The organism is Mesorhizobium sp. M0983, assembly GCF_040318975.1.
Lineage (GTDB): Bacteria > Pseudomonadota > Alphaproteobacteria > Rhizobiales > Rhizobiaceae > Mesorhizobium.
The window spans coordinates 1-24,517 of sequence record NZ_JAMYNH010000044.1; the positions used below are offsets into that span (position 1 = coordinate 1).

At 59.1% G+C, this 24,517-nt stretch carries 23 protein-coding genes and 5 pseudogenes; 19 read left to right on the forward strand and 9 right to left on the reverse strand.

Going from position 1 to position 24,517, the window contains the following annotated elements; genetic code table 11:
- Nucleotides 1-173: 173 nt before the first annotated feature.
- Nucleotides 174-695, reverse strand: a pseudogene (locus tag NKH71_RS32500) (CocE/NonD family hydrolase); the annotation flags it as partial.
- Nucleotides 696-1,616: 921 nt separating this feature from the next.
- Between NKH71_RS32500 and NKH71_RS32505 the strand changes: the two are divergent.
- From NKH71_RS32505 to NKH71_RS32525, 5 genes are read left to right on the forward strand one after another with little or no spacing between them, the layout of a single operon-like run.
- Nucleotides 1,617-3,218 carry an ABC transporter substrate-binding protein gene (locus tag NKH71_RS32505; RefSeq protein ID WP_352896346.1) on the forward strand — a complete coding sequence of 534 codons (1,602 nt, stop codon included), beginning with the start codon at nt 1,617-1,619 and terminating at the stop codon, nt 3,216-3,218.
- Nucleotides 3,175-4,179, forward strand: coding sequence for an ABC transporter permease (locus NKH71_RS32510; RefSeq protein ID WP_352896348.1), 1,005 nt, complete (start codon nt 3,175-3,177; stop codon nt 4,177-4,179). The genes NKH71_RS32505 and NKH71_RS32510 overlap by 44 nt, the downstream gene beginning before the upstream one ends.
- Nucleotides 4,142-5,074, forward strand: coding sequence for an ABC transporter permease (locus NKH71_RS32515; protein WP_352896350.1), 933 nt, complete (start codon nt 4,142-4,144; stop codon nt 5,072-5,074). Before NKH71_RS32510 ends, NKH71_RS32515 begins: the two co-directional genes overlap by 38 nt.
- Nucleotides 5,071-6,090 carry an ABC transporter ATP-binding protein gene (locus NKH71_RS32520; protein ID WP_352896352.1) on the forward strand — a complete coding sequence of 340 codons (1,020 nt, stop codon included), beginning with the start codon at nt 5,071-5,073 and terminating at the stop codon, nt 6,088-6,090. Before NKH71_RS32515 ends, NKH71_RS32520 begins: the two co-directional genes overlap by 4 nt.
- The gene (locus tag NKH71_RS32525; protein WP_352896355.1) at nt 6,087-7,115 is read left to right on the forward strand and encodes an ABC transporter ATP-binding protein; all 1,029 of its coding nucleotides are present in this window, start codon (nt 6,087-6,089) and stop codon (nt 7,113-7,115) included. The genes NKH71_RS32520 and NKH71_RS32525 overlap by 4 nt, the downstream gene beginning before the upstream one ends.
- 244 nt (nt 7,116-7,359) lie before the next feature.
- Here the strand turns inward: NKH71_RS32525 and NKH71_RS32530 are convergent, their stop codons facing one another.
- Entirely contained in the window at nt 7,360-7,761 is a 402-nt protein-coding gene (locus NKH71_RS32530) for a transposase (RefSeq protein ID WP_352896395.1), read from the reverse strand.
- A gap of 88 nt (nt 7,762-7,849) precedes the next feature.
- On the opposite strand from NKH71_RS32530, the gene NKH71_RS32535 reads away from it, so the two are divergent.
- Complete coding sequence (locus NKH71_RS32535; RefSeq protein ID WP_352896358.1) at nt 7,850-8,131, forward strand: hypothetical protein; 282 nt, start codon at nt 7,850-7,852, stop codon at nt 8,129-8,131.
- 77 nt (nt 8,132-8,208) lie between these two features.
- On the opposite strand, the gene NKH71_RS32540 is transcribed toward NKH71_RS32535, so the two are convergent.
- Nucleotides 8,209-8,649 (reverse strand): ABC transporter permease family protein, encoded by a 441-nt coding sequence (locus NKH71_RS32540; protein WP_352896360.1) that lies wholly within the window; start codon nt 8,647-8,649, stop codon nt 8,209-8,211.
- A gap of 955 nt (nt 8,650-9,604) precedes the next feature.
- Between NKH71_RS32540 and NKH71_RS32545 the strand changes: the two genes are divergently transcribed.
- From NKH71_RS32545 to NKH71_RS32565, 5 genes and pseudogenes are all read left to right on the forward strand, one after another.
- Nucleotides 9,605-10,312, forward strand: coding sequence for a class I SAM-dependent DNA methyltransferase (locus NKH71_RS32545; RefSeq protein ID WP_352896363.1), 708 nt, complete (start codon nt 9,605-9,607; stop codon nt 10,310-10,312).
- A gap of 54 nt (nt 10,313-10,366) precedes the next feature.
- A pseudogene (locus NKH71_RS32550) lies at nt 10,367-10,516 on the forward strand (2-oxoglutarate and iron-dependent oxygenase domain-containing protein); the annotation flags it as partial.
- Nucleotides 10,517-10,553: 37 nt separating this feature from the next.
- Complete coding sequence (locus tag NKH71_RS32555) at nt 10,554-11,549, forward strand: isopenicillin N synthase family dioxygenase (protein ID WP_352896366.1); 996 nt, start codon at nt 10,554-10,556, stop codon at nt 11,547-11,549.
- Between the two features lie 53 nt (nt 11,550-11,602).
- A pseudogene (locus NKH71_RS32560) lies at nt 11,603-11,818 on the forward strand (group II intron maturase-specific domain-containing protein); the annotation flags it as partial.
- A gap of 72 nt (nt 11,819-11,890) precedes the next feature.
- The gene (locus NKH71_RS32565) at nt 11,891-12,328 is read left to right on the forward strand and encodes a hypothetical protein (RefSeq protein WP_352896368.1); all 438 of its coding nucleotides are present in this window, start codon (nt 11,891-11,893) and stop codon (nt 12,326-12,328) included.
- A gap of 141 nt (nt 12,329-12,469) precedes the next feature.
- Here the strand turns inward: NKH71_RS32565 and NKH71_RS32570 are convergent, their stop codons facing one another.
- Nucleotides 12,470-12,931: a hypothetical protein gene (locus tag NKH71_RS32570; protein ID WP_352896398.1), complete on the reverse strand. Its 462-nt coding sequence runs from the start codon at nt 12,929-12,931 to the stop codon at nt 12,470-12,472.
- Nucleotides 12,865-13,434: a hypothetical protein gene (locus NKH71_RS32575; protein ID WP_352896401.1), complete on the reverse strand. Its 570-nt coding sequence runs from the start codon at nt 13,432-13,434 to the stop codon at nt 12,865-12,867. Before NKH71_RS32575 ends, NKH71_RS32570 begins: the two co-directional genes overlap by 67 nt.
- A 265-nt stretch (nt 13,435-13,699) precedes the next feature.
- On the opposite strand from NKH71_RS32575, the gene NKH71_RS32580 reads away from it, so the two are divergent.
- The 6 genes and pseudogenes from NKH71_RS32580 to NKH71_RS32605 all read left to right on the forward strand — a co-directional run bounded on the left by NKH71_RS32580 (nt 13,700) and on the right by NKH71_RS32605 (nt 19,582).
- The gene (locus tag NKH71_RS32580) at nt 13,700-13,912 is read left to right on the forward strand and encodes a hypothetical protein (protein WP_352896371.1); all 213 of its coding nucleotides are present in this window, start codon (nt 13,700-13,702) and stop codon (nt 13,910-13,912) included.
- Nucleotides 13,913-14,126: 214 nt separating this feature from the next.
- Nucleotides 14,127-14,291 (forward strand): annotated as a pseudogene (locus NKH71_RS33610) (IS66 family transposase); the annotation flags it as partial.
- 414 nt (nt 14,292-14,705) lie between these two features.
- The gene (locus NKH71_RS32590; RefSeq protein WP_352896373.1) at nt 14,706-15,038 is read left to right on the forward strand and encodes a LysR family transcriptional regulator; all 333 of its coding nucleotides are present in this window, start codon (nt 14,706-14,708) and stop codon (nt 15,036-15,038) included.
- A gap of 759 nt (nt 15,039-15,797) precedes the next feature.
- Nucleotides 15,798-16,742 (forward strand): dihydrodipicolinate synthase family protein, encoded by a 945-nt coding sequence (locus tag NKH71_RS32595; protein WP_352896376.1) that lies wholly within the window; start codon nt 15,798-15,800, stop codon nt 16,740-16,742.
- Complete coding sequence (locus tag NKH71_RS32600; protein WP_352896379.1) at nt 16,720-18,246, forward strand: aldehyde dehydrogenase; 1,527 nt, start codon at nt 16,720-16,722, stop codon at nt 18,244-18,246. The genes NKH71_RS32595 and NKH71_RS32600 overlap by 23 nt, the downstream gene beginning before the upstream one ends.
- 13 nt (nt 18,247-18,259) lie before the next feature.
- Nucleotides 18,260-19,582 carry an NAD(P)/FAD-dependent oxidoreductase gene (locus NKH71_RS32605; protein ID WP_352896381.1) on the forward strand — a complete coding sequence of 441 codons (1,323 nt, stop codon included), beginning with the start codon at nt 18,260-18,262 and terminating at the stop codon, nt 19,580-19,582.
- Here the strand turns inward: NKH71_RS32605 and NKH71_RS32610 are convergent.
- Nucleotides 19,579-20,490: a LysR substrate-binding domain-containing protein gene (locus NKH71_RS32610; RefSeq protein WP_352583595.1), complete on the reverse strand. Its 912-nt coding sequence runs from the start codon at nt 20,488-20,490 to the stop codon at nt 19,579-19,581. The genes NKH71_RS32605 and NKH71_RS32610 overlap by 4 nt on opposite strands.
- 352 nt (nt 20,491-20,842) lie before the next feature.
- Here NKH71_RS32610 and NKH71_RS32615 point away from each other — a divergent pair, with 352 nt between their 5' ends.
- Nucleotides 20,843-21,610 carry an SDR family NAD(P)-dependent oxidoreductase gene (locus NKH71_RS32615; RefSeq protein ID WP_352896384.1) on the forward strand — a complete coding sequence of 256 codons (768 nt, stop codon included), beginning with the start codon at nt 20,843-20,845 and terminating at the stop codon, nt 21,608-21,610.
- Nucleotides 21,611-21,618: 8 nt separating this feature from the next.
- Nucleotides 21,619-22,383: an SDR family NAD(P)-dependent oxidoreductase gene (locus NKH71_RS32620; protein WP_352896387.1), complete on the forward strand. Its 765-nt coding sequence runs from the start codon at nt 21,619-21,621 to the stop codon at nt 22,381-22,383.
- Nucleotides 22,384-22,419: 36 nt separating this feature from the next.
- Here the strand turns inward: NKH71_RS32620 and NKH71_RS32625 are convergent, their stop codons facing one another.
- The 3 genes and pseudogenes from NKH71_RS32625 to NKH71_RS32635 form a co-directional block, all read right to left on the reverse strand.
- Complete coding sequence (locus NKH71_RS32625; RefSeq protein ID WP_352896390.1) at nt 22,420-22,842, reverse strand: ABC transporter permease subunit; 423 nt, start codon at nt 22,840-22,842, stop codon at nt 22,420-22,422.
- Nucleotides 22,843-23,380: 538 nt separating this feature from the next.
- Nucleotides 23,381-24,119: pseudogene (locus NKH71_RS32630) on the reverse strand (transposase); the annotation flags it as partial.
- A gap of 102 nt (nt 24,120-24,221) precedes the next feature.
- Nucleotides 24,222-24,517: ATP-binding protein (locus NKH71_RS32635; RefSeq protein WP_352896392.1), on the reverse strand; the 296-nt coding region annotated here is incomplete at its 5' end.

The following is a 24,517-nucleotide window of genomic DNA, read 5'->3' on the forward strand; positions in this document are numbered from 1 at the left end:
GCGAATGGTTCGAGGCCAAGACCCAGTTCGCCGTCGTCTTCGGCGAAAGGTTCGTCAGCCAATGACGAAACCGGCCTCGCGCACAGAATTCCTGACAGTTCCGGACCGGCCGGTTGTCGAAGCAAATGCTGCCAGAAGCCACTCTTGAAATCAGCTCACCCGAGAAAACAATCCGTACCCCAAACCAACGTTTCGTTGAGAACGCAACCGCCCATGTAGTGCGCATCATCGGCGTAGCGATCGTCAGTCGAGCAGTGTGTGATGATAGCCTTTAGGCCTGTAGGCCGACGCGCGGCAACTTGCAAGGCGCTGAACCCACCCCACGAGATGCCGATCATACCCACACTGCCGCTGCACCAATTCTGCCGCGCGATCCAGTCGATAGCCTCGACAGCATCGTCTTGTTCTTGCTTTGCGTATTCATCTTCGAACAAACCATCGGAATCGCCGGTGCCACGTATGTCTAAGCGAATACTCGCGTAGCCATGCGAAGCGAAATAGGGGTACATCCGGTCGTTGCCCACAGCAGTAGCATCACGTTTGCGGTCAGGGATGTAGTCGATAATTGCCGGAACCGGGTGGGAAGCCGCGTCCTCCGGCAACCAGGTCTTTGCAGCCAGACGTGTACCATCGGCAAGTGGAATCCATAGATTTTCCCATAATATGATGGGTCTTGGACCAAAGTTAATCTTCATCTTCACCGCCCATGTTGGTGCGTTTCGTTATGTACTAGCCGCCGCTCACTTCTTATAAATTCGCTATCGTTCCTTCATTGGACCTCCGAATAGGAGCCGGATAGGAACATGGAGAAGATGGAGGAGTGGGGCTAGCTGCACTGCACTGTTAAGCTATTGCCAAATCATAAGGTGGCGACCAAGTGCAAAAGACTCACGCCTCAATTGGTTTTAAGGCCGGCTGAGAGGGGCGGTGCGCATCTTGAACCCTGCGTGCGTCATATCAAATCTGATGCAACTCAGTCCGAAGTCGCTGCTGGTCGTAAGCACACTCTAGAACCAAGTGTAAGCCCGTTGTCCTTGGAGGAGAGGTTAGATCGTGATCCGCTCGACATGCTAGGCAGCCATGTCCAAGATGGGCGTCGACCAGCCATTCTAGGTCGGTTTTCCATCGGGCCATTGCCCGACATGGCGCTACTTCGTCTGTTCCCTACTCTTGCGGCAGTTCCAAGAAGGCAAGAAGGTGGATCGGTTCGCGAAGCCAAGCGCTCATCGTCGGGCCGGGGCTCGAAGGGAGCGACTCATGAACAGACCGCGGGAAAGTTTGCCGCGGTCTCGAACGGCACCAAGCCATGGATGCGACATTTCATAGGGCAGTGTGCCCCGCTCGAACTTCGATAAAGCTGACGAGCGCTTCAATGAGATTGACCTGCCGGAACCAACTCAGTGGGCATCTGCCCGCGCTGACAGGGACCGTCACACAATTGAGAGGCGCCGGTGAGCGCAGACACAGCATATTGCGGTGCGATAGCGATAAAAAGTAATCCTACAGTTGAGTCTATTTCACTGTGAAGCGCCCTTTATAGTCGTTAAGCCTGATACCGAAGCGGCCCGCGAACGGAAATTGCTCCAAAAACCGCGAACGGGAAATCGCTAGAAAAAATGGGAGAGTTGACTATGAATGATATCGTAAGTGGTATCAGCCGCCGAGCCTTTCTCAAGAGTGGGGCGACGCTCGGCGGGGGTATCGTTGTCGGCATGCCATTGTCGCAAGCCATCTGGGCAGCCGAGGGCAAGGTGCTCAAGGCGCGTTCCATTAGGGACATCAGCAAGCTTGATCCCGCCTTCTTCACGAGCGTCGCCGAAGTGGACGTTATGAACTGCATCTATTCGAAGCTCACGCGCTACAGGCCGGGCTCGGAATGGGGCTGGGAGTTGGAGGCGGCCGAAAAGATCGAGAAGGTCGATCCCACCCATATCCGCTTCCGCCTGAAGAAAGGCATCAAATTCGCAAGCGGCGATGGCGAGTTAACTGCGAAGGACGTGAAGTTCTCCTTCGAGCGCGTGATCAAGCATAATTCGCCGAATAAGGTCGATTGGGGTTCGCTCGATTATGTCGAGATCGAAGATGACTACACGGGCGTGGTCGTATTCAAGGCGCCGTTCGTTCCGGTTTGGAACATCGCGTTCCCCTATGCGGTTGGCCAGATTCTTTCCGAGGATGCGGTGATGAAGGCAACCAAGGACGGCGGTGATTTCGGCGTGAAGCCCCCTGCGTTCTCCGGCCCGTATCTGATCGCCGACTGGAAGCCGAACCAGTATCTGCTGTTGGCGCGGAATCCGGACTGGTCAGGCCCGAAACCAGGCTTTGACGAAATCCGCATCCTGCCGATCGCCGACGCGAAGGCGGCGGAGCGCGCCTACCAAGCAGGCGACATCGATTTCACTGGTATCAGTCTGGATTCGCTTGCGAAGTTCAAGAGCAAGCCGCCCGCCGACAGCAAGGTCGAGGAAAAACCCTCGCTCTGGTATTACTGGATCGGCATGAACATGGATCACCCGAAGCTGAAGGACATCAATGTCCGCAGGGCGATCCAATGGGCGATCGACGTACCGCAGATCCTCGATATTGCCTATTCGGGTCAGGCTAAGGTCGCGACAGGCACCATTCCTCCAGGTATCGTCGGGCACCGCGACAAGGCGCTCGTCCCACCGGAAGGCGATCTCGCAAAGGCCAAGGAGTTCCTGGAAAAGGCCGGTGTGAGCGACCTGACGTTGACCATCGATTGCGTGAACGGGATCGAGTCCTTGGCTATAGTCCAAACGGTGCAGGCACAATTGTCCCAAATCGGCATCACGGTCGAGGTCAATGTCCACGATTCCGGCTCGTGGTGGACGCTCGGCCTGGAATCGGAAGGCGATCGCTGGAAGGACTTGCAGCTCATCGCCAATTCGTTCTCCAGTCTACCGGATCCGCATTATGCGACGGCTTGGTTCGTGCAAGATCAAGTGGGCATCTGGAACTGGGAACGTTTTCGCAGCGAGCGTTTTGACGAGCTCTTCGCTCAGGGAGCCACGATTGACGACCAAGATACGCGGGCGAAGGTCTACCAAGAGATGCAGGATCTTATGGAGGATTCCGGCGCCTACCGGTTCCTGACTCACGGGGCCAATCCGATCATGTATCGCACCACGCAAATGCAGGCCGCAACCCGCCCGGATGGCAACCCGCTGTATCTGGATTTCAAGCCGGTTTCGGCTTGACGATGTAGTCGGACTAGAAAGTATGTGGCTATATCTCGTCAAACGGATCGCCCTCGCGGTCGCGATCATTGCGATCGCGGTGACGCTTCTGTTCCTAATGATCAGAGCTGTGCCCGGCGATCCAGCCGCGGTTCTGCTCGGACCACGGGCGACGCTCGAAATGACGGCGCTGCTTCATCAGCAGATGGGACTCGACAAACCGCTTGTTATGCAGATCGTTACGTTTTTCGGCGGCCTGCTCCACGGCAATCTCGGCTTCGACGTGTTCAGCCAGAGGCCTGTTGCCGACATTGTTTTCGAGCAACTGCCCTATACGATCGAACTGATCATGGTCTCGATCCTATGGGCGGTCGTGACGGCTGTGCCGCTCGGCTGCTACTCCGCGATGCGGCGCAACTCCTTGATCGACCAGGTGGCCGGCGTCGTGACGGTCGCCACGATCGCAATTCCATCCTTTGTCATGGCGGTCTACGCGCTACTGATTTTCGCCGTGACTCTGCGCTGGTTGCCGGCGATCGGAGCCGGCAATGGATTCGGGGATGGACTTGTCCATCTCATTCTCCCAGGCTTCGCCATAGGGATTGGTTGGGTCGGCTACATTTCCCGACTGGTACGGACATCCATGCTTGAGATCCTGGGGGAAAACCACATCCGCATGGCTCGCTCCTTCGGGATCTCGGAATGGCGCATCGCTGCGCGATACGCGCTGCCGCTCGCGATCCTGCCGACCGTGACCATACTGGGGGTAGGCATCGGGTGGCTTCTTTCGTCCGCTGTCTTTATCGAGGTGGTCTTCGCGAGGCCTGGCATCGGCGCGTTGATCGTGAACGCTGTCAATACGCGCAACTATCCGGTAGTGATGGGCATCGTGCTCGTCACCACGTTCCTTATCGTTGCCGCCACGACGCTCTCGGATCTGATCAATGCATTCCTCGATCCGCGAATCCGGGAAAAGCTCTGACGTGGTAAGCGTTGAAGCCATCCCTTCAGAAGCCAACGATGCCATCGATACTGGCGCCTTTCGCACGTTCCTGCGGCAATTTCGCAAAAACCGCCTGGGCATGCTCGGAGCAGTGCTTGTCATACTCATAGCAGCAATCGCGATCTTCGCTCCGCTGATGATCACGCATGATCCGATCCGGATCATGGTCGGACCGCGTCTGGCCGCACCTTCACTGGATTTTATGCTGGGTACGGACCAACTGGGCCGCGACACGTTTTCTCGCACCATCATGGGCGGCCGCATCCCGCTCCTTGTCGCTTTCGCCTCCCTCGGCAGTGCGCTGGCGGTCGGCGTCGTGCTTGGTCTCATCGCAGGCTTCGGGCCGCGTTGGCTGGACAATTTGCTCCTGCTCATCTTCGATACCATCCGCTCCTTTCCCGGTATCATCTTTGCGCTGGCAATCATCGCGCTTCTGGGCCCAAGTCTGGCCAGTCTCATTTTTGTCATCGCAATAACGTCGGTGCCGATCTATGCGCGCGTCGTGCGCACCCAGGCCCAGGCGCTGCTCAGCAGTGAGTACATAGCCGCGGAGCGCAGCATGGGCGCGGGCACGACGCGCATCCTTGGCGTGCATGTTCTGCCCAATGTGATCGGCCCCCTTCTCATCCTCGTGAGCATGGATGTGCCGGCCGTCATCGCCTGGGAAGCAGGTCTCAGTTTTCTCGGGATGGGGGTGCGGCCCCCGACGCCTGATTGGGGAGTGATCCTCAACGATGGCTATAGCTACATCAACCAGACCCCTTGGCTGGTGATCGCTAGCAGCATCCCGATCATCCTCGCAACGCTAGGCTTCACATTTCTGGGCGAGGCGTTGCGCGACATTTTCGATCCCAAGTTGCGGAAAGACCTATGAGACGCGAAGATCCGAGACCGCCGCCCTCGTCCAGGCGCTCGCTTCTTGAAATACGTGCCCTAAGTCTCGATTTCGGTACGCCTCGTGGGCGCATCCATGCCCTGCGTAGCGTTTCGCTCGACGTCCCGGCCGCACAGGTAGTTGGCATAGTCGGCGAAAGTGGATCCGGAAAATCGACACTTGCATATACAGTGATGGGCCTGCTCGCTGAAAATGCAGAGGTCACAGCCGGCAGCGTCATGTTCGAAGGTCGAGACCTACTCAAAATGCCCACTCCAGCGCGTCGGAGCCTGCTCGGCGATCGTCTCTCCATGATCTTTCAGGACCCGATGACCGCACTCAATCCCGTCCGGACCATCGAGAGCCAGATGATCGATATCCAGTACCACGAACAAGGAAGCCGGAGCGAAAAGCGCGCCCGTGCCCTCGAGATGCTTCACCGGGTCGGAATTCCTGATCCGGAAAGCCGCATCGGCGCCTATCCGCATCATTTGTCTGGCGGCATGCGTCAGCGCGTTTGCATTGCCATGGCGCTTCTTGTGAAACCGGCGCTGCTCGTCGCCGACGAGCCAACCACCGCGCTCGATGCAACGCTGGAGGTGCAGATCATTCATTTGCTCAAGGATCTGCAAAAAGAAATTGGTTGCTCGATTCTCTTCGTCTCCCACCACCTCGGCGCGGTGGCTGAGTTGTGCGACAGGGTCGCCGTCATGTACGCGGGCGAAGTGGTGGAGCAGGGGGCCGTACGGGACATCTTCCACAATCCTGCTCACCCTTACACGCGCGCCCTGCTTGAGTGCGATCCCGGGCGTATCAAAAAAAGCACACGCACTTTGCCGACCATCCCCGGCGAGGTGCCCAGGCTCCTCGGCAACAAGAAAGGGTGCATCTTCCAGAGCCGGTGTCCCCAGGCATTTAATCGCTGTCTGCAAGAGAACCCGGTCGAGTACCGCATCGGCCTGGACCACGTCGCCCGATGCCACCTCTTCGACGAAGTGCGGTTGGTTTCGGCATGAGCGCGCTGCTTCGGGTTGAGGACCTACGCGTCCGCTTCCGCATCATGGGTCCGCTGAAGGCGCTCGCAATGGGGACGAAAGCCCCTTTCATCGACGCAGTATGCGGTGTGTCCTTTGAAATCCGCAAGGGCGAGACACTCGCCCTCGTCGGTGAAAGCGGCTCAGGCAAGTCCACCATCGCGCGCACGATCATCGGCCTGCAGCGGGCTGTGAGCGGCAGCATCAGCTTCGACGGACACGAAATTGAGGAGCTCAGCGGGGCCGAACGTAAGCCCTACTTGCGGCGCATGGCGATGATGTTCCAGGATCCGATCGGCTCACTCTCGCCGAGGCTCACCGTTCGATCGCTCCTGACAGAGCCTTTCCGCATCCACGGGCTAAAGGATCGCGATGCCGGAGGCGAAGCGGAGCGCCTGCTTCGGATGGTCGGCTTGCCGGCGGACTTTGCTCGCCGCTATCCCCATCAGCTTTCCGGAGGTCAGGCCAGGCGCGTTGGTATAGCGCGTGCTCTTGCGCTGAATCCGGATTTGATCATCGCCGATGAGCCGACCGCGGGCCTCGATGTCTCGGTGCAGGGCGAGGTGCTAAACCTGCTCGCGCGGCTTCAGGCCGAACTCGGCATGGCGATCCTGATTATCACGCACAATCTTAACGTTGTGCGCCACATGACCGATCGCATGGCGATCATGTATCTCGGCCGCTTTATTGAGGTCGGCTCGACCGATCGCATCTTCGATCAACCACGCCACCCTTATACTGAGGCGTTGCTTGCGGCCAATCCGGAGCCCGATCCGGATGCTGTGCTGAACAGGATCGAGCTCAGGGGTGAGGTGCCGAGCCTGATGAGGCGACCATCCGGGTGCGAGTTCCACACACGCTGTCGCTACGCGAAGGACATCTGTAGCCGCGTATTCCCCGAACCAACAAGCTGCAACGACGCGGAGCACAGCTTCAAATGCCATTTCCCGCTCGTGTCGGCCGCAGCACAAATTTCTGCGCCATCAAGGAGACCAGCGGCAGGATGAACCAGTCTCACGCCCTGGCGCGCGGCTACCCGCACATTGACCTGTCCTGCGACTGGACGTTCAAGCGCTGGAGTTCTTCGCATTGGAGCCTTTGCCAGCCCGACGAGCATCTTGCTCTTTACCATGCCTGCGTTCTTGAGAACGACTTTGGGAGAGGCGCGCAGATCATTTCGGCTCTGTGGCTCCTCTGTAGCAGAATGACTTTAAAACTCCGCCGCCGCTCATTTTTGCGGATTGGACCCCGCTAAGTATCCGTCTTGGTCAAGAAAGGGATGGCGACTATTTTCGGTCGTCCCTGACGAGCGCGCTTGCGTGAACAAGGCTTCTCATGATGGCGGCTATAGTCAGCTTTGCGGGTTTGCCCGCCTGTTCTAAGGCCTCGGTATTTTGCCTTGAGTGGCTGATTGAAGCGGAGCACGACGAGGGCGGGCATGTAGAGTGCCTGCCGAGCCCACGACGTACCTCCCTGGATGAAGCTCTTGCCCTTCCATTGCCCAGACTGGCGATCTACCGGTGCGAGGCGGCGAGACTTGAATCCTGCTTCTTGGCAAGAATTCTCAACTCCGGCATGTCGGCGATGATGGCGAGGGCTTTGGCCTCGCCGAAACCTGGGATACTCGTGAGGATGTCGAAGCGATGGTGTGATTTTTCATGGAAAGAAAGAGGACTCCGTTTTGAGGGGTGATTTTCGTCCAAACGGTGCGCGAAAAACCAGGGTCCCGATTCCGTGGTGATTGACAGACCGCGAGGGCGACGATGCCAAGGCCACCTATGGTCGCCAGTCCGACGTCAAGGCGGCCAATGCCTCGCAATACCATCTGGCCGAGGCCTCCCACCGCTATCATCGAGGAGATCACGACCATCGACAGCGACATCATGAGCGTCTGGTTGAGGCCTGCCATAATGGTTGGAAGGGCAAGCGGCATCTGGGCTTTCAGAAGCAACTGGCGTCGTTGGCACCGAACGCCCGCATGGCCTCGGTCACTTCTTCCGGAACTTGCATGGTGCCCGGATAGGTGAGCCGGATCACGGGGGAGACCGCGAAAATGACGGTAACGATGACGCCGGGCACGTTCCCGATGCCAAAAAAGCATTACGATCGGTACACAAACGCCGGGATGGTCTGCATACCATCAAGGAGCGGGCGCAGAACGGCATATAGCCACTGTGAGCGCGTCGCCAGGATGCCGAGCGGGATACCTATGGCCACGGCAAAAATCAGGGCCGTCAGCACGATGGACAGCGCGACCATGGTTTCTGTCCACACGCCGATGAAGCCGATAAAAAATAGAATTGCACCCAGAACAACAGCTAGGCGCCAACTGGCCAGCTGCCAGGCGATACAATAACGGCGATTACGAGGAGGGGCGGCGTCGAAATCATGAACGAGGCCAGCGATTGGAGAACCATGTCGAAGGGTGCTTTTACGATCTGAAAAAAAGGCCGGTAGTTGTCGACCAGCAACCGCAGACCACCGCTGACCCATTGCGCGAGCGGCACGGTGCCGCACGCAAACGGATTTAACACTCCACATCCGCCCATCTTTAGTTCCCCACAGTATTTGTGAGCCGGTTTTCGGGCAGGGTTAGCAAGACTTTTCAGAGCGGGTGTCGCGCAAAAAAGTAGCCTGCCAAGTGATTTTATTTCGGCTGTTAGAGCATTTATCCTTGCATATAACGACGGGCTAGGACGAGGATGGAGACATCTTTCTCGGTGGACGGATCGATGCCCCTATGCAACCAACGTCCCCACCGATCAGGCGATCCTTGCCCTGGCATGCGCAAGTCGATTGTCCGCACTTTCGGCGATTGAGCCGAAGCCGCAGCCGCCTGTTCTATCGTATTCGCGTCGAGAGTAAGACGGAGCCGGCGAGATCGACTGACAACTGGCCAGCCTCCATCATGTTGTGAAAGAGTGCGGCCCGAAGGGCTGCAGCGGTTAAAAAAAGCGCAATTCGCTGTCGGGCGGGCCCGTTCTTACATCGCCGTAGGTGGCGGTGGCCGTCACTCCTGAACGACTTGTCGGGACGTCCATCATGACGGTCCAAAATTGCCTATAAGCGGCGCCAATTGATTGGTTCGATTAGCTGCCAAAGAATGTTAAGCGTGAACCGTATGCCTCGTTCCTCTGAGTCTCGAAACCAGAGCTGCCGTTGTGCGGCATGGGCCCACGGCATTTCCATTCCCGGATAGCCCTGCCGTATGCGGGAGAAGGGGGTCGCCTGCCGATGTGGCTCTTCGGCGATCTCACGTATAACTGACTCCAGTAAGGGCATCCGACATTCTGTCAGTTTTGTCGGATCCGCGAGACGGCCTTGTTTAGGCGATTCTTATTTTGCCGCGGGCCAAATAGCTGAAAACAGCCACAAAATGTTTTCTTGGGGTCGTTCGGCCAATTGGCACGAGTTTTGAAGCTCTCCTTGCGAGTCGGCAGCAGATGCCGACCGGCGCCACGCCGATGACCATCTGGCCCTACACGGAGGAACCTTCATGAACACCCTCGATCAGCAGACGACATCGGAGCAAGCCGCACGAAAGCGCATCAAGGATTCCCACACACTCGACGCCGACGCTAGTCGCTTGGCCCATTTCTATCGCGGATGGGCCCCTTCCTACGATCTGGATGTCGGCCGCGACGGGTACTGCGGGCCGAAGATTGTGGCGGAATTGGCGGGCGCCATGCAGACAGCCTATTTGGCCCGCGAGCGAACCGCCATTGCAATCCTGGACGCTGGCTGCGGAACAGGTCTGGTCGGGGTTCAGCTGGAACGCCTCGGCTTCCAATTGATCGACGGGCTCGACCTCTCCGAGGAGATGGCCGAAAGGGCCCGGCGAACCCGCGTCTACCGCCAAGTCCGAGGCGGTGTCGACCTCAACGGGCTGCTCTCCGACTACTCCAGCGCGAGCTTTGACATCACGGTCTGCTGCGGCGTCTTCACGCTCGGGCATGTCCGACCGGATGCACTGCGCGAACTGGCTCGCGTCACGCGCCCGAACGGGTTCGTCATCGTAAGCACCCGGAAGAGCTATGCGGAGACCGCGTCCTTTGAAGATGAGGTGCGGAGTTTACAAAATGCGGGGATCCTTATACCGGCACAGCGTCTAAACGACGGCAGATACGTCGCGGAGGAGGACGCGCACTACTGGGTTTTCCAGGTGCCCAAGAAGGCCAGCGCACCAACGGAGGAGCGGCCATGATGGCGCTATCGCAAAACTCGCTGGCGATGACTTGCAGCCTATTCAAGGCGACACGAAGAGCGCGATCGCCTACGCATGCCCTGCCAGGAGTTCGGTGTCTTCTACATTGTTGAGCATGGCACCACGAAAGAACGCATCGCGCTAGGTGTCCATCCTTCCCGACAGTTCTTCATGCTGCCAGTCAAAAAACAAAAATGCCCCTAATTCGTTGTTTCGGCTCTATCTTCGAAAAAGGTGACTAATGGGCAAAGATCTCGTAGCCAAACTGGACGACAAGCTACGCGCGAAACGCGAAAGCTTTGACAAGCTCCCGGTGGTTGACATCGCGCCGCTTCTCGATTGCAGCAATAAGCAGAGGGTGGCGAAGGAGATACGTTGGGCGTTGTCAAACACTGGGTTCATGTATGTGAAGAACCACGGTATTCCGCAGGATTTTGTGGATTCGGTGTTCGATGTGAGCCGTCGGTTCTTTGATTTGCCCATGTCGCAGAAGATGACATTGCATGTTAGCAAATCCGACGTGGCCCTCCGCGGATACATTGAGCCGTTCGGGGAGAACACCGATCCGGGCAAGACGAGAGACCTCAAGGAGTGCTTTGACATCGGTCCTGAACGCTCCACGTTGGAAGGTCCGTTTTTTGGCCCCAACCAGTGGCCCTCAAATCTGGCGGAGTTTCGGAAACTGACATACGGGTATCATCAAAAAATGGTGGAGCTCGCGAAAAAACTCTTGCAGGGCATTGCACTCAGTCTGGACCTATCTGAAAGCTATTTCGAAAGCCTCATGCGGCAGCCGATCAGCATTCAGCGCCTGCTTCACTACCCCCCGCAGAGTGGCTATATTGGCGAAGAGATTATCGGCATTGGCGCCCACACGGATTACGGCCATCTGACCATCCTGGCGCAGGACGACGTGGGTGGTCTTCAGGTCATGAACCGAGATGGCGATTGGGTCGAGGGTATTCCGATCCACGGCACATTCACAATCAACATTGGCGATCTGATTCAGCGGCTCACTAATGATGTCTACCTGGCGAACATGCACCGCGTGGTGAATACCTCGGGACGCGAGCGATACTCAATCCCCTTCTTTATCGACGCTGATTTCAATGCGATCATCGAACCATTGGCCTCATATGTCACGGACAGTAACCCGCTTCGCTACAAGCGAGTGACGTGCGGCGAGCACAAATTCGCGCGTTTCGCAGCAAGTTACGCTCACTTGGCCAAAGCGTGATGAGAGCGGACAGGCAATTACTCACGTGACACTGCCAGCCGCACTTCAAGGACCAGATCCGGCGGTGTTGCCGACGCAAAGCGCCCGTGAGCACACGGGAGCTGATCAAACAGATCAACCCGATCATTCGGGGTTGGGGCCTTTACTATCATAAGGCTCAAATGCGACGGGTCTTCCACCGGCTCGACGGCTGGATCGTGCGGCGAATTTGGTCGCATCGGTTCAAGCGTTGGCGCAACAGCGGCTGGAAACGGCTACCTGTGCGCTAGCTCTATGGCGAGCGTGGGCTTGTGAGGCTGATCTCACTGATACCTTCCCTCAACCTTCGCAACGACACCTCTGTGAAAGCGGCCTACGCTTTGTCCGCGGACGACATGGACGGCGTCCAGTTCGCCGCGTTTTACTCGCTGCAACACCGCCTGGCGCGACAGACCGAGGGCATCCATGGCATCCTGGATCGGTTCAAATCCGCCGCCAGGCGTGGCGAGGAAGCGGGCCTTGAGTTCCGCGGTCAGGCGAATGCGCCCAGGCGCGCCGGGTGTGATCTGTTCGCCCTGGATGAGGCCGTCGTTGATGTGGCGATAGAGCGTCGACGGCGCCACGTCGAGGGCGGCGGCCTGGCGGACGGTGACGATGTCTCCGTCGGTGGCTGGTGGCTTGGCCTTGCAGACGGGGATGTGCCAGTGTCGGCGCAGGTTTCCGACGCGGTTGGCGTCGAACCGGTGGCCGTTCGACGGCCTTGTTTGTTGAGCATGCCGGCGATGACGGCGTCGGGGTAGTGCGGGGCCAGTCGCCGTATCAGCGCCAGCGTGTCCTCGTCGGTCCGCACCGTCGCCGGCCGCGAGCGCGGCAAGGCGACGGTGAGGCGGCTGAGCGCGCCGCCCTTCCAGCGCAGCACCAGATGGGCCGCCGCCTTGTCGCTATCGACGTGGATCGTGACCTCCTCGATGAGGGTGCGCAAAAGCTCCTTCCGGTCGCGCGTCGTCGTGGTGGGGGCGGCCCACACGCTCGCCAGATCGGCGCCGAGGGCGATGAGACGCCGCCGACATTGAGGCAATACACCCCACGCCCGGTGACAGGACCTTGCCGGCACAATGGAAGCCAGGCGTCGCGGTGCGGCCGCGATAGTGGGTGTGCAGCCGTCGCCCGCAATGGCCACAGCGGCCAATGCCCTGCAGCAGCGCGCTGCCCTCTCTGGCGCCACGGGCCTGTTCCTGGGCCTTGGCATGGGTGTGCGGCTGGGTATTGGTCGCCATGCGCTGCTGATTGGCCTCGTAGGTCTGCCAGTCGATATAGCCCTGGTGGTGGTCCTTGATCAAAACTTGCCAGTCTTCCATTGGCAGCTTGCGCATCCGCTTGCGCCGCGCGCCCGTCTCGTCCAGTACCGCCTCGCCATGCGTTCTGCCATAAACATAGGCGCCGGCATAGACCGGGCTGGCACGCCGTGAATGGCGTGGTAGCTGGCTTCGCCCCAGCGCAGCTCTGTGCGTGCACCAAGACGCAGAGGGAACTTCATCCCTTGCTCGCGGAACCACAGCCAGACGCGGCGCGCCGAGCCGAGCTCGGCAAAGCGGGCAAAGACGGTGCGGATGGCATGGGCGACGGCCTCGTCGGGGTGGATCAGGATCTCGCCATCCTCCTCGCCCCAGACGAAGCCCACCGGCAGGCCCCGGCGCAGCTCGCCGCGCGCCGCCTTGTTGCGGATGCCGCCGTCCAGGCGGGCGCGCAGGATCGCTGATCCTCGTATCCTACGCTCATTGGGCTGTGGTTGCGGGCTGGCGTCCTTGAGAGCGGCGAGAAGCAAGAGACGGACAAGGGGTACCCCGCAAATATCTTCCTGCACTACATCCTCGATCTCTGGGCCCACCAATGGCGTCGTCGCCATGCACACGGTCGCGTTGTGATCGTGCGTTACGCTGACGAATTCGTCATGGGCTTTGAGAAGAAGGCCGATGCAGAGGAGATGCTGTTGGTCCTGAAGGCGGCTGGCCGGCTTTGGCCTGACACTCCACAAGGACAAGACGCGGTTGATCGAGTTTGGGCGGTTCGCGGCCCTCTCACGACAGCGGCGTGGCGAGGGGCGACCCGAGACCTTCGCCTTTCTGGGCTTCACCCACTACTGCGGGCGGACCCGGGATGGCCGGTTCATCGTGAAACACAAGACGGAAGGGAAACGCCTGACGCGCAAGCTGACGGCGCTGCGCCAGGATGCCTGGCGGCTAATGCACGCGCCAATGGCTGCGCAGCACAGGTGGTTCGCCGCCGTTCTGCGTGGACACTACGGCTACTACGGCAGGCCGCACAACTACCAGCGCTCAACGGATCCCATCGGCAAATGCACCGGAAATGGCTACGGTGTCTGAGACGGCGCAGCCAGAAAAGCCGGCGCATGGGCTGGTCGGAGTTCGAGACCCTGACGGCGCGCTTCCCCCTGCCAACTCCGCGCATCACTCGAACTTGGGCGCAAGCACGGATATGACGCGGGTTACCCTCGGGAAGAGCCGGGTGCGGGAAATCCGCCCGCCCGGATCTGTGAGGCCGAAAGCCGAATGGCTGAGCTACTCGACCACGACCGATCTGAGCTTCTCCAAGCTGGCGGACCAGGTCGGCGCCTATGCCGCGGTGCTGAAGCCGGTGCACGCGCTGATCGAGGCGCATGTGCTTGCTGCCAAGCGTCTGCATGATGACTGCGCCACCGTGCCGATCGTCGCGAGCGGCAAAGCCTATATCCGAACTTCTCGCTATGGAGAACCGTGTCGTGGCTGCCCTCCCACGTTGACCACCTCGGCAGGGAAAAAGATGGCGGATATAACCCGAACGACGGGGCTTCTCATACTCCTCACGGGGTGGCCGGATTTCACATCGTCAATGTGAAATCCCGCGCATGTCTATCCACAAACCTTGTGTCTGGAGCTGGACAAGAATGTCTGAAATCCGACGAAAAGGTCGCCAGGGGCGGGCAGTCGGTAGCGGGGAAGTGGTGCAGCTGAAACGGTGCGCCAATTGGCACGCAACTTGCTTGGGTCACGGCGGGCGGCCGCACTCCGTTAAGAGGCTGACGTCATTGATCGAAATGGCGGCGGTCCTTTATGGGCCAGAGGACGAGCGGATACCCTGATGTTCGGTTCGCGACTCCCGATCTGATTGGATTCTTCAATGGTTCCTCAGTACTACGATCTCCCGTCACTGACTGCCCTCACGGCATTCGAGGCCTCGGCACGCCATCTCTCATTCAAGCTTGCGGCTTCCGAGCTGGGCGTGACATCGAGAGAGATCAGTCGGCAGATCAAAGCCATTGAGGACGACCTTGGTGTTCCGCTGTTTGTGAGGCGAGGAACCGGCGTGATGCTTACCAGCGCTGGCAAAGACATCTATAGCGTGCTGGCAAGCAGCCTTTCCAAGGCGTCCGATGTCGTCAGGACCATTAAACGCGATCATTCCGGGAACGTTACGATGCCTTCAGCGATGCGCTCGCGTCGATGTGGTTGATGCCGAGCATGGCGCTATTGGCACTGATATCAAAGTTGACCATGTGATTTCCGACAGTTCGCGCCACTATTGGGGGCGCTTAAGTCGAGCTGCGCATCCTCTATGGGTGCGGCTCATGGCCTGACGAGACAGCGGAACTGTTGTTGGGCGTGTCATCTACCCGGTCTGCGGTCCCGGCTTCGCCCAGGAGCAGAGCGATGCACCCTCCAAGTGCTTGCCCCATTGCCGCTCCTGAACGTCGAATGGATTGAACCGACTGGGCCGGCTGGGAGGTCCTGCGCCGCAGGGATTACGCACAGGCTGCTTCGTGGCCATAGGTTCAGCAAGTTCTTCGTGGCTTTGCACCCTCCGGCTGATCAGGGCGTTGCCGTCGGCTGGCACCGGCTGGCGCGAACATGGTCCAAGAGGGCAAGCTCATCAGGATCACCGACCTCGAGCTGGACGCCACGGGAGGATAATATCTGACGTGGAACGACAGCCCGAGCCTGTCGCGGGGGGGCGGAGCGGGTGAGCGAGTGGTTGCGCAAGGTTTCGGCCGAAGAGCGGAACGCCTGAAGGTAGAGCTCGCGCCCGGTGTGTGCCTTTGAACGCCCTTGGCCGATGAGCGAACTGCTCGTAGCCCGCTACGCCGATTCTCATAGGGGCCAGATATGCCCGAACCGCAAAAAAGTTGCCTGCCAGGTGATTTTATTTCGGCTAGTCCCACTCCTCAGCTTGCATATAAACAATGACCTGTAGCCCCAAACTGGAGCGAGGCAGATGTCGTTCAAAGGCGTTATTCCGCCCGTCACAACGCCCTTTCATGCGGACGGATCGATCGACCGTGACGGCTTCTGCGTCATGGTCGAGCACCTGGTCGCGACTGGCGTCCACGGTATCATTGTCGGTGGCACGACAGGCGAGTACTACGCCGAGTCACGCGACGAGCGTGTCAGCCTGCTTAAGCTTGCCAGGAGCGTGGTGAAGGGGAAGATGCCCCTGATCGCCGGCGTCGGCGCCATTCGTACCGAGGATTGCATCGAATATGCGCTAGTTGCAAAGGACCTGAAGTACGACGGCATTCTGATCGGCTCGCCATACTACGCTGTTCCCACGCAGCTGGAACTTGCCAATCATGCGCTTGCGATCGACAAGGCCGCCAATCTACCGGTGATGCTCTACAACTATCCCGGGCGCACCGGAACGATGATGGACCTCGAGTTCCTGGACCGCGTCGGTCGCAGCTCCAATTTCTGCGCCATCAAGGAATCCAGCGGCAGCATGAACCAGCTGCACGCACTGGCTCGCGACTATCCGCATATCGACCTGTTCTGCGGCATGGATGATCAGGCGCTGGAATTCTTCGCCTGGGGCGCAAAAGGGTGGGTCTGCGGCGCCGGCAACTGCCTGCCGGCAGAACACCTCGCGCTGTACGAAGCCTGCGTGATCGAGAAGGACTTCACCAAGGGCCGGCAGATCATGTCGGCGCTTCTGCCTCTGATGAGGCTTCTCGAGCAGGGCGGCAAGTTCGTCCAGAGCATCAAGTTCGGGTGCGAATTGGCTGGGTTGCCGGCTGGGCCCGTGCGTCGGCCGATGCGGGCACTCGACGACGAACAGAAGCGGGAACTCGAGTCGACGATCCGCACCCTTAGGGCAGTCATCGCGTCAATCACTGCAAAATCCCAGAAGAGGGCTTCCGAGAATGTCATCGCTATTAACGCGTGATGAGTACCAGAACCTGGCGGACAGCCTGCCACTGCCGACCAGCGCAGTGATTGACGGCAAGGCGCGGGCGGCACAATCTGGGGATACTTTCGAGACCATCAATCCCGCGACAGGGCAGGTCATCGCCAGGATCGCTTCCTGCGGCCAGGCCGACGTCGATCTCGCTGTCGAGAAGGCAAGGCTGGCATTTGAATCGGGTGCCTGGTCGCGTGCGCATCCGAGCGAGCGCAAGCGCGTTCTGCGGCGGCTCGTGAAATTGATAAAGCGAAACGCCCATGAGCTTGCAGTGCTTGAGACGCTCGAAAGCGGCAAGCCGATCTATGACGTCGCAACCATAGATATTCCCGAGGCGCTGCATTGCCTGGAATGGCACGCGGAAGCCACCGACAAGCTCTACGGCCAGACGTCGCCGTCCGGCGATGACGTCGTTTCGATGATCGTGCGCCAGCCGCTGGGCGTGGTCGCCTGCGTTTTGCCCTGGAATTTCCCGATCCTGATGCTGGCCTGGAAGATCGGGCCGGCGCTCGCGACCGGAAACTCGGTCATCGTCAAGCCGGCCGAGCAGACCAACATGTCGACGTTGCGGATCGCCGAGCTGGCGCATGAGGCCGGCTTGCCGCCAGGCGTCCTGCAGATCGTCACCGGTCCGGGCGAAGTGACCGGCAAGGCACTCGGCATGCATCCCGATATCGACATGGTCGCATTCACCGGGTCCACTGACGTCGGCCGGAAATTCCTGGAATATTCCGCCAAGTCTAACCTCAAGCGCATCGTGCTCGAATGCGGCGGGAAGAATCCTTGCATCGTGCTGGATGACGCCGAGAACCTCGATGTTGTAGCGCAGCATGTGACCCAAGCTGTCTTCTGGAACATGGGCGAGAACTGCTCGTCCAATTCCCGCCTGATCGTGCACGAGAAGATCAAGGCCCGCTTGGTGGAAACTGTCCTCCATAAGCTAAAGGAATGGCCTTTGGGCGAGCCGCTGGATCCGGGCAATCGGCTCGGCGCCATTGTGTCGAAGGAGCAGTTCGATCGCATCATGGGCTACATAAAGAAGGGGCGGGCGGAAGGCGCCAGGATCGTGACGGGCGGCAACGCCCACAAGCACGGCAAAGGCTATTTCATCGAGCCTACCGTATTCGACGATGTCACGCCCGAAATGGGGATTGCGCGAGAAGAAATTTTCGGTCCAGTGCTGTCGGTAATCAAAGTCGCCAACGCTGACGAGGCGCTTCGGGTCGCCAACGACACGCAATACGGGCTTGCAGCATCGATCTTTACCGCTAATCTCGGCAAGGCGCATCGCATCGCAAGGGATATTCGCGCCGGGACGGTGACCATCAATTGCTACGGCGAAGGAGACGTCTCGACACCCTTCGGCGGCTTCAAGCTTTCGGGCTTCGGGGGACGAGACAAGTCTTTGCATGCCCACGACCAATATACTGAACTCAAGACCATCTGGGCGGATATCTCCGATCCTAAGGTCTCGCGTTCGGTAGACTAGCCTGGTCGCATCGATGAGCGATTATGAGGCTGTCCGCACGCCTGCGGACACATCCATGCCCGGCTGGTACGGTATTCTGCCGCCTCCCAAGGCGCCTGAGGTGCTGCGCGGCCGTCAAAAGGCGGACTGGCTCATTGTAGGAGCTGGGTTTGCTGGCTTGGCGGCCGCGCGGCGCCTCTCACAACTGGTGCCGAACGAGCGCATAGTGGTGATCGATGCTCAGCGCGTCGGCTGGGGTGCTGCCGGGCGCAACTCCGGCTTCATGATCGATCTGCCGCACGAGCTCAGTGGGGAGCATTACGGCGGAAGCCAGGACCGCGACCGCAAGCGCATCCGCATGAACCGCGCCGCGATCGAATTTTCGGCTTCGGCCGCGGACGAATATGCGTTGCAGAAATACTTCGTTCCGGCCGGAAAGTACCATGGAGCTGCAACCGATCACGGTGTTGCCGTCCTGCGCGAATTCGAAAAATACCTGACGGGGCTAGGCGAGCCATTCGAGCGGCTCGACGCGCTGCATTTGAAGGAAATCACCGGAACCGAGTTCTTCGTCGGCGGTACGTTTACGCCGGGAACGGTAATGGCACAGCCGGCCGGCTTCATTCGTGGACTCGCCGAAGGTTTGTCCAGGCGTGTGCAGCTATTCGAGAATTCACCGGTCACATCTTTGCGGACCGGCAAACTGCACACTGCCAAGACGGCTGAGGGCGAGATCAAAGCGCCGCAGTTGATACTGACAGTCAACGGTCATCTCGAAAGCTTTGGTTACTTCAAGAAACGCCTGCTGCATGTGTTCACCTACGCCAGCATGACTAGGCCGCTCTCCAAGAGCGAGCAGGCAGCGCTGGGCGGTGAGCCGCATTGGGGCTTGATCCCGGCCGATCCGATGGGATCAACCATCCGCAGGATCGGGGATCGGATCGTCGTCCGCAACACCTTCACCTATAATCCGGACATGTCCACCAGTGAGAAGCAGATCCGTCGGATCGGCGCCGTACACGATCGATCATTCCAGGCGCGCTTCCCGATGCTGGGTGAAATACCGATGGAGTTTCGATGGGGAGGCCACCTTTGCCTTTCCGTCAACTCCGCTCCTGCATTCGGCGAAGTCGATGAGAGGGTGTTCGTAGCTGGATGCTGCAATGGTCTCGGAACGGTGCAGGGCACCCTCTACGGGATGTTGGCTGCCGATCTTGCCGTTGGCAGCAACGAGCCAATGGTTGCAGACGCCCTGAACGAGCCAGCCCCGGCTCGGCTTTACCCAGAACCGCTGATGTCGATCGGCGCGCCGCTGAAGCTGTGGGCGATGCAGAAGCGCGCCGGCAGAGAGCTCTAGCTTTCTCGTTCTTGCGCCGCCACTTCCCGGATCCAGCTACGGAGGCTCTGGGCGGCAGGGGAAAGCGTACGATTTTGATACCATGTGAGATAGTAGCTGCCAGGGGCTGGGAGTTCGAGATCCGTCAGTCTGACGAGTTTCCCCTCGTCAATCTGCGCCTTGACAAGGCGATGCCACCCAACAGCCACCCCTTGATCGGCCTGAGCTGCCTGAAGCGCCACGAAGAACTTGCCGAAGCGCCGACCGCGGGTCGGACCATGCGAGACCCCCGCGCGCCGTAGGACCTCGTCCCAGCCAGCCCAGTCGGGATCCACCCAATCGACATGCAGCAGGGGAAGGTCGGCCAACGATTCCGCCGTTGCATCGCGGTGCTTGCTTGCAAACCCAGGCCCGCATACCGGGTAGATTGTTTCATTGAAAAGGAGCTCAGCATCTTCATTCGACCACGATCCGAACCCGTAACGGATGCGCAATTCGACCTCGGCGCGGCGGTAATCGCGAGGGTTGTCCGAGATAAGGTGGTCAACGGCAATATCCTGGTACCGGGTCCAAAAGTCGGGCATCCGCGGGATCAGCCACGTCGATGCGAAGGCATCCGTGCACGCCAGCGTGACGTTCTTGGAACGGTCGCCGCGTTTCACATTTCGGACGATGTCTGCGGCCCGCGAAAAACCGGTGGCCAACACGCCATAAAGGTCTTCGCCAGCGCTCGTCAGCGCGACACCGGTTCCTAATCGAGTAAACAGCGGAACTCCGAGTTCGTCCTCGATCGCCTTGATCTGCCGGCTTACGGCGCCGGGAGTGACGTTCAGTTCCGCAGCAGCCAATTTGAATGACAAGTGCCGGGCAGACGCCTCGAAAACAGCCAAAGCAGTGAGGGACGGCAGGTCGTAGTAGCGGCGAACCATCTCAAGCTCCAAACACTTCGATACTCGCCCGGCGCGACAGATTGGGCAAGCGAAGCCCAGGATATCGGGAAATCATTTATAATACGACGCGATGGCCAGCGTCGCGACCGACTATGGCCGCGATCCCCAAGCCACCTCCGCAACATAGGAAAACTGTGCGCATGATGCTGCGCGATCTGCGACGCTGCCCAATCCCATGTCCGACGCAGCTACACCCTAGAATGTCCCTCGGCGATGTCTTGGCTCAACTACTCAACAAGGGGGTGAGACTTTTGCAGGGCTGCCCCACTGGTCTTCGTCCGCCGTTGAGAGATTATGAGCCGAACTTTCCCTCTCAGAGATGGCTTGAGCTATGACTGGCATTGAAAAGAAAACTGCGGTGATAACAGGCGCGGCGGGAGGTATCGGGCAAGCGATCTCCAAGCAGTTCGTCGCGAACGGCTTTCATGTGATTGCCGGCGACGCAGACCAGGCTGGCCTAGACAGGCTCGAGGCCGAACTCAACCGAACCGGACAGAATGTCTGGAGCAAGGGCGGCGACCTCAGGAACAAGGCTTATTGCGAAGATTTGATCGACTATTCCATCCAGATCACAGGCAGGCTGGACGTGCTCGTCAATAATGCCGGGATCATCACCAGGGGCAATATCCTCCAGACGACCGATGAGGATTGGGAGCGGACGTTCGACATCAACCTGACATCGATATTCTACACGTGCCGGAGGGCGATCGGCCATATGAAGGGCCACGGCGGCGGCGCGATCGTGAACATCGCATCGTGCTGGGGACTTTATCCCGGACCCGGGCATGCCGCCTACTGCACCAGCAAGGCGGCCGTCGCGGCGTTGTCGAAGTGCCTTGGCCGCGACCATGCCGGTGACGGGATACGAGTCAACGCGGTATGTCCGAATGAGGTCAACACGCCGATGCTGCGCACCGGCTTCGCCAAGCGCGGCTTCAATCCCGACACTGCCATAGCGGAGCTCAACAAGACAGTTCCGCTCGGGCGCATTGCTGAGCCGGAAGACATCGCCGATGCGGTGTATTTCTTGAGTTCCGATGCCGCCCGCTACATCGCCGGCACGACCGTTGAAGTGAACGGCGCCAAGCCGGTCTATTGAGGGCATCCATGGCTGAGAGACTGGCAGGCAAGATTGCAATCATCACCGGCGGTGGACGGGGTATCGGCGCCGGTATTACACAGCGCTTTGTGGAGGAGGGGGCGAGGGTTGCCATTGTGCAGAGACATCCGCCGCCTGACGCATTGCTTGGCGATCGAACCATCTATGTGAAGGCGGATCTCGCGAATTCCGGCGACACTCGATCAGCCGTCGAGACTGTTGTCGAAGGCTTTGGTCGCCTGGACATCCTGGTGAACAACGCCGGGATCATGTTCGAGAAAACCGTCGAGGAAATGACTGAGGTCGACTGGGATCAGATGATGGACATCAACCTCAAAGCCCCATTCTTGCTGCCGAAGGCAGCAATGCCGCACCTTCGGGAGCGGGGTGGGGGAAACATCATCAACATCGGCTCAATCGAAGGCCTGGCGTCCAACCCGGGACATCCTGCATATTCCGCTTCGAAAGCGGGCATTCACGGCTTTACAGCAGCCGTCGCCGTGGACCATGGGCACGAGGGCATTCGGTGCAATGCCATTGCGCCGGGCTGGATCAATTCTGACCTCAGCGAGATCTACATCGACAGCATGGCTGACAGTTCGCGTGTTCGCAGAGAACTGCTTGCCATGCATCCGGTTGGGCGTTTTGGTGAGCCGACCGACGTTGGAAACCTTGCCGTTTGGCTTGCCTCGGAAGAGAGCGCCTTCGTGACCGGCCAGGTCTACGTCATCGATGGCGGGCGCACCAAAAAGCTGCCGCTACCCATTTCATAAAGAGGTGAGTCCGGCCGATGACTGGCTCCGCTTTTCTCAGGCTGTTGGATCAACTTTCTCGCTAATTCGCCGGGTAATGCGATCGATCAGGATTGCCAGAACCACGACGGCGAGACCAGCTTCGACGCCTCTCCCAACCTGCAGGCGAGAGATCGACCGAATGATTTCGTCGCCCAATCCACCGGCGCCGATCATGGACGCGATGATGACCATCGACAACGACATCATCACGCACTGATTGACGCCCGCCATAATCGAACGAAATGCCAGCGGTAACTTGATCAGGAACAGCACGGCTAAGCGGCTCGCGCCGAAGGCCTCGCCGGCCTCGACCATTTCCTGCTCGACCATCTTGAAGCCAGGGCGGTTAGCCTGATCGCAAGCTGCGTGGCCAAGAACAATTCCAGGGAAGGTGCCGATACCGAAGAAAAGCGCCGCCGGGAGTACGAACGGGGCCATCGGATGCATGAAGTCGAGGATTGGCTCGACAACAGCATTATTCAGGCGTTTAGAAGCGGCGCTCAGGGTTCCGATGGGTGTGCTAGCTCTAAACTAACCGCTCGCGGGCGAGCGGATGTTGGTCGAGCAGACCTTGGAAAAGATGTGCGAATTCGATCGGTTGGGGAAGACTAGCGAGAAGTAGGAGTGAGACGTTCCATGCCAAGTCACCCGTAAAGTGCGATGCTCGCTTTTTCCTCAAGCAAAACATCAAACAAGACGAAGCGGGGTTGTATGCGGCACACCCATCGGTGCAGATGCCAATTGACAGGGCTCCCGCACATCAAAATCACGATCGGTGTTGAGTTTCTTGCAGCGGGTGTTCTGATGATCGTTTTCAAACAGGCCGTGTCTTTCGAGCTTAGTTGGCCTGAAACCGCGTCGGGATGCGTGTGCCAATCGCCCAAGTAACTGTCTAGATGTTTGATCCCGGGCTTTTGTGGGGCATCCTTATCTTCCGAATCAAAGGATGCCCCACAAAAGCCCGGGATCAAACATCTTAGCTGACAGAGGTTCTTCCACCTGGCACCCGCCCTTCAACGAAGGGCCGGTAGTCGGAACCACATTTGACGACGGCGTGCACGACACGCGCCATCTTGGCGGTAATAGCGGCCATTGCCTTGCGGCGCAGATCGGGATTGTCGCGATCCCTCGCGATGTAGCGTTCGAACTTATGACGGAAGCCGTTCTCCCGCTGGCGGATGGCGATTTGCCCGGCGATCCACAGGCTGCGGCGCAGCCGAGCATTGCCGAATTTGGAAAGGCGGGTCTGGCCTCGATATTGGCCTGACTGCTGTGTCGAGAGGTCCAGTCTGCAGAACTTTAGAACTGGCGATGATGAGCGAAACTGCGAAGATCGCCGGCTTCGGCAATGACGGTCAATGCGTTGATCGGTCCGATGCCCGGGATTTGTCGCAGGAGTTGATAATCCTGGCTGTGCCGCAACAGCTCGTCGGCCTGCGCTTCGATCTCATTGCGCTGCCGAATCAGGCTGCGTGCTTCGTCAATGACCATCCGGAACATGCGAATGGCAGGCGCATCAAGGGGCAGTGGCAGTCCGATCGATGAGCGCGCCGTTTCGTAAATATCCATCAGAATTTGTGTCTTGCTGACCTTGCGGCACGACGACATCCCAAGCTGCCGTCACAAACTCCTCCTTCGTCAGCGCCGTGATGCTTGCTGGGGTCGGAACAGGCATGGAGGAAGGCGAAGAACCAATCGCTGCGGCTGTTACTGCGCATTTCGCAAAAACGGGACAGTCGTTCCGCTAAATCGCGGACAGCAGTTTCACTAAGTCGCGGACAGCAGGATGGGGTCGGCCCCCGGTTGCCTGGTTGAACTCATTTGCGATTGATTTCGCCGTTTTCGGCGCCGGTCAAGAGCGGCGGTGTTTTTTGCTTTCTCATGCTGTCGCCTTCGAGGGTGACGCGATGGGCGTTGTGAACGATCCGGTCGAGAATGGCGTCGGCGATTGTCGGCTCGCCGATCATGGCATGCCACTGGGCGATCGGCAGTTGCGCGGTGATCAGCGTCGATTTCCGCCGATAGCGTTCCTCGATGATTTCGAACAGGTGGAAGCGCTGCTGGTCGGTGAGGCTGTGGGTTCCAAAGTCGTCGAGAATGAGCAATTGGACGC

Coding starts and splice junctions, on each gene's coding strand:
- NKH71_RS32600 (WP_352896379.1), top strand. CDS start 16,720: ATGTCATCGCTATTAACGCGTGATGAGTACCAGAACCTGGCGGACAGC.
- NKH71_RS32555 (WP_352896366.1), top strand. CDS start 10,554: ATGGGCAAAGATCTCGTAGCCAAACTGGACGACAAGCTACGCGCGAAA.
- NKH71_RS32605 (WP_352896381.1), top strand. CDS start 18,260: ATGAGCGATTATGAGGCTGTCCGCACGCCTGCGGACACATCCATGCCC.
- NKH71_RS32590 (WP_352896373.1), top strand. CDS start 14,706: ATGGTTCCTCAGTACTACGATCTCCCGTCACTGACTGCCCTCACGGCA.
- NKH71_RS32525 (WP_352896355.1), top strand. CDS start 6,087: ATGAGCGCGCTGCTTCGGGTTGAGGACCTACGCGTCCGCTTCCGCATC.
- NKH71_RS32620 (WP_352896387.1), top strand. CDS start 21,619: ATGGCTGAGAGACTGGCAGGCAAGATTGCAATCATCACCGGCGGTGGA.
- NKH71_RS32595 (WP_352896376.1), top strand. CDS start 15,798: ATGTCGTTCAAAGGCGTTATTCCGCCCGTCACAACGCCCTTTCATGCG.
- NKH71_RS32520 (WP_352896352.1), top strand. CDS start 5,071: ATGAGACGCGAAGATCCGAGACCGCCGCCCTCGTCCAGGCGCTCGCTT.
- NKH71_RS32625 (WP_352896390.1), bottom strand. CDS start 22,842: ATGGCCCCGTTCGTACTCCCGGCGGCGCTTTTCTTCGGTATCGGCACC.
- NKH71_RS32575 (WP_352896401.1), bottom strand. CDS start 13,434: ATGGCGACGACGCCATTGGTGGGCCCAGAGATCGAGGATGTAGTGCAG.
- NKH71_RS32615 (WP_352896384.1), top strand. CDS start 20,843: ATGACTGGCATTGAAAAGAAAACTGCGGTGATAACAGGCGCGGCGGGA.
- NKH71_RS32515 (WP_352896350.1), top strand. CDS start 4,142: ATGCATTCCTCGATCCGCGAATCCGGGAAAAGCTCTGACGTGGTAAGC.
- NKH71_RS32505 (WP_352896346.1), top strand. CDS start 1,617: ATGGGAGAGTTGACTATGAATGATATCGTAAGTGGTATCAGCCGCCGA.
- NKH71_RS32545 (WP_352896363.1), top strand. CDS start 9,605: ATGAACACCCTCGATCAGCAGACGACATCGGAGCAAGCCGCACGAAAG.
- NKH71_RS32510 (WP_352896348.1), top strand. CDS start 3,175: ATGGCAACCCGCTGTATCTGGATTTCAAGCCGGTTTCGGCTTGACGAT.
- NKH71_RS32610 (WP_352583595.1), bottom strand. CDS start 20,490: ATGGTTCGCCGCTACTACGACCTGCCGTCCCTCACTGCTTTGGCTGTT.
- NKH71_RS32540 (WP_352896360.1), bottom strand. CDS start 8,649: ATGTGGAGTGTTAAATCCGTTTGCGTGCGGCACCGTGCCGCTCGCGCA.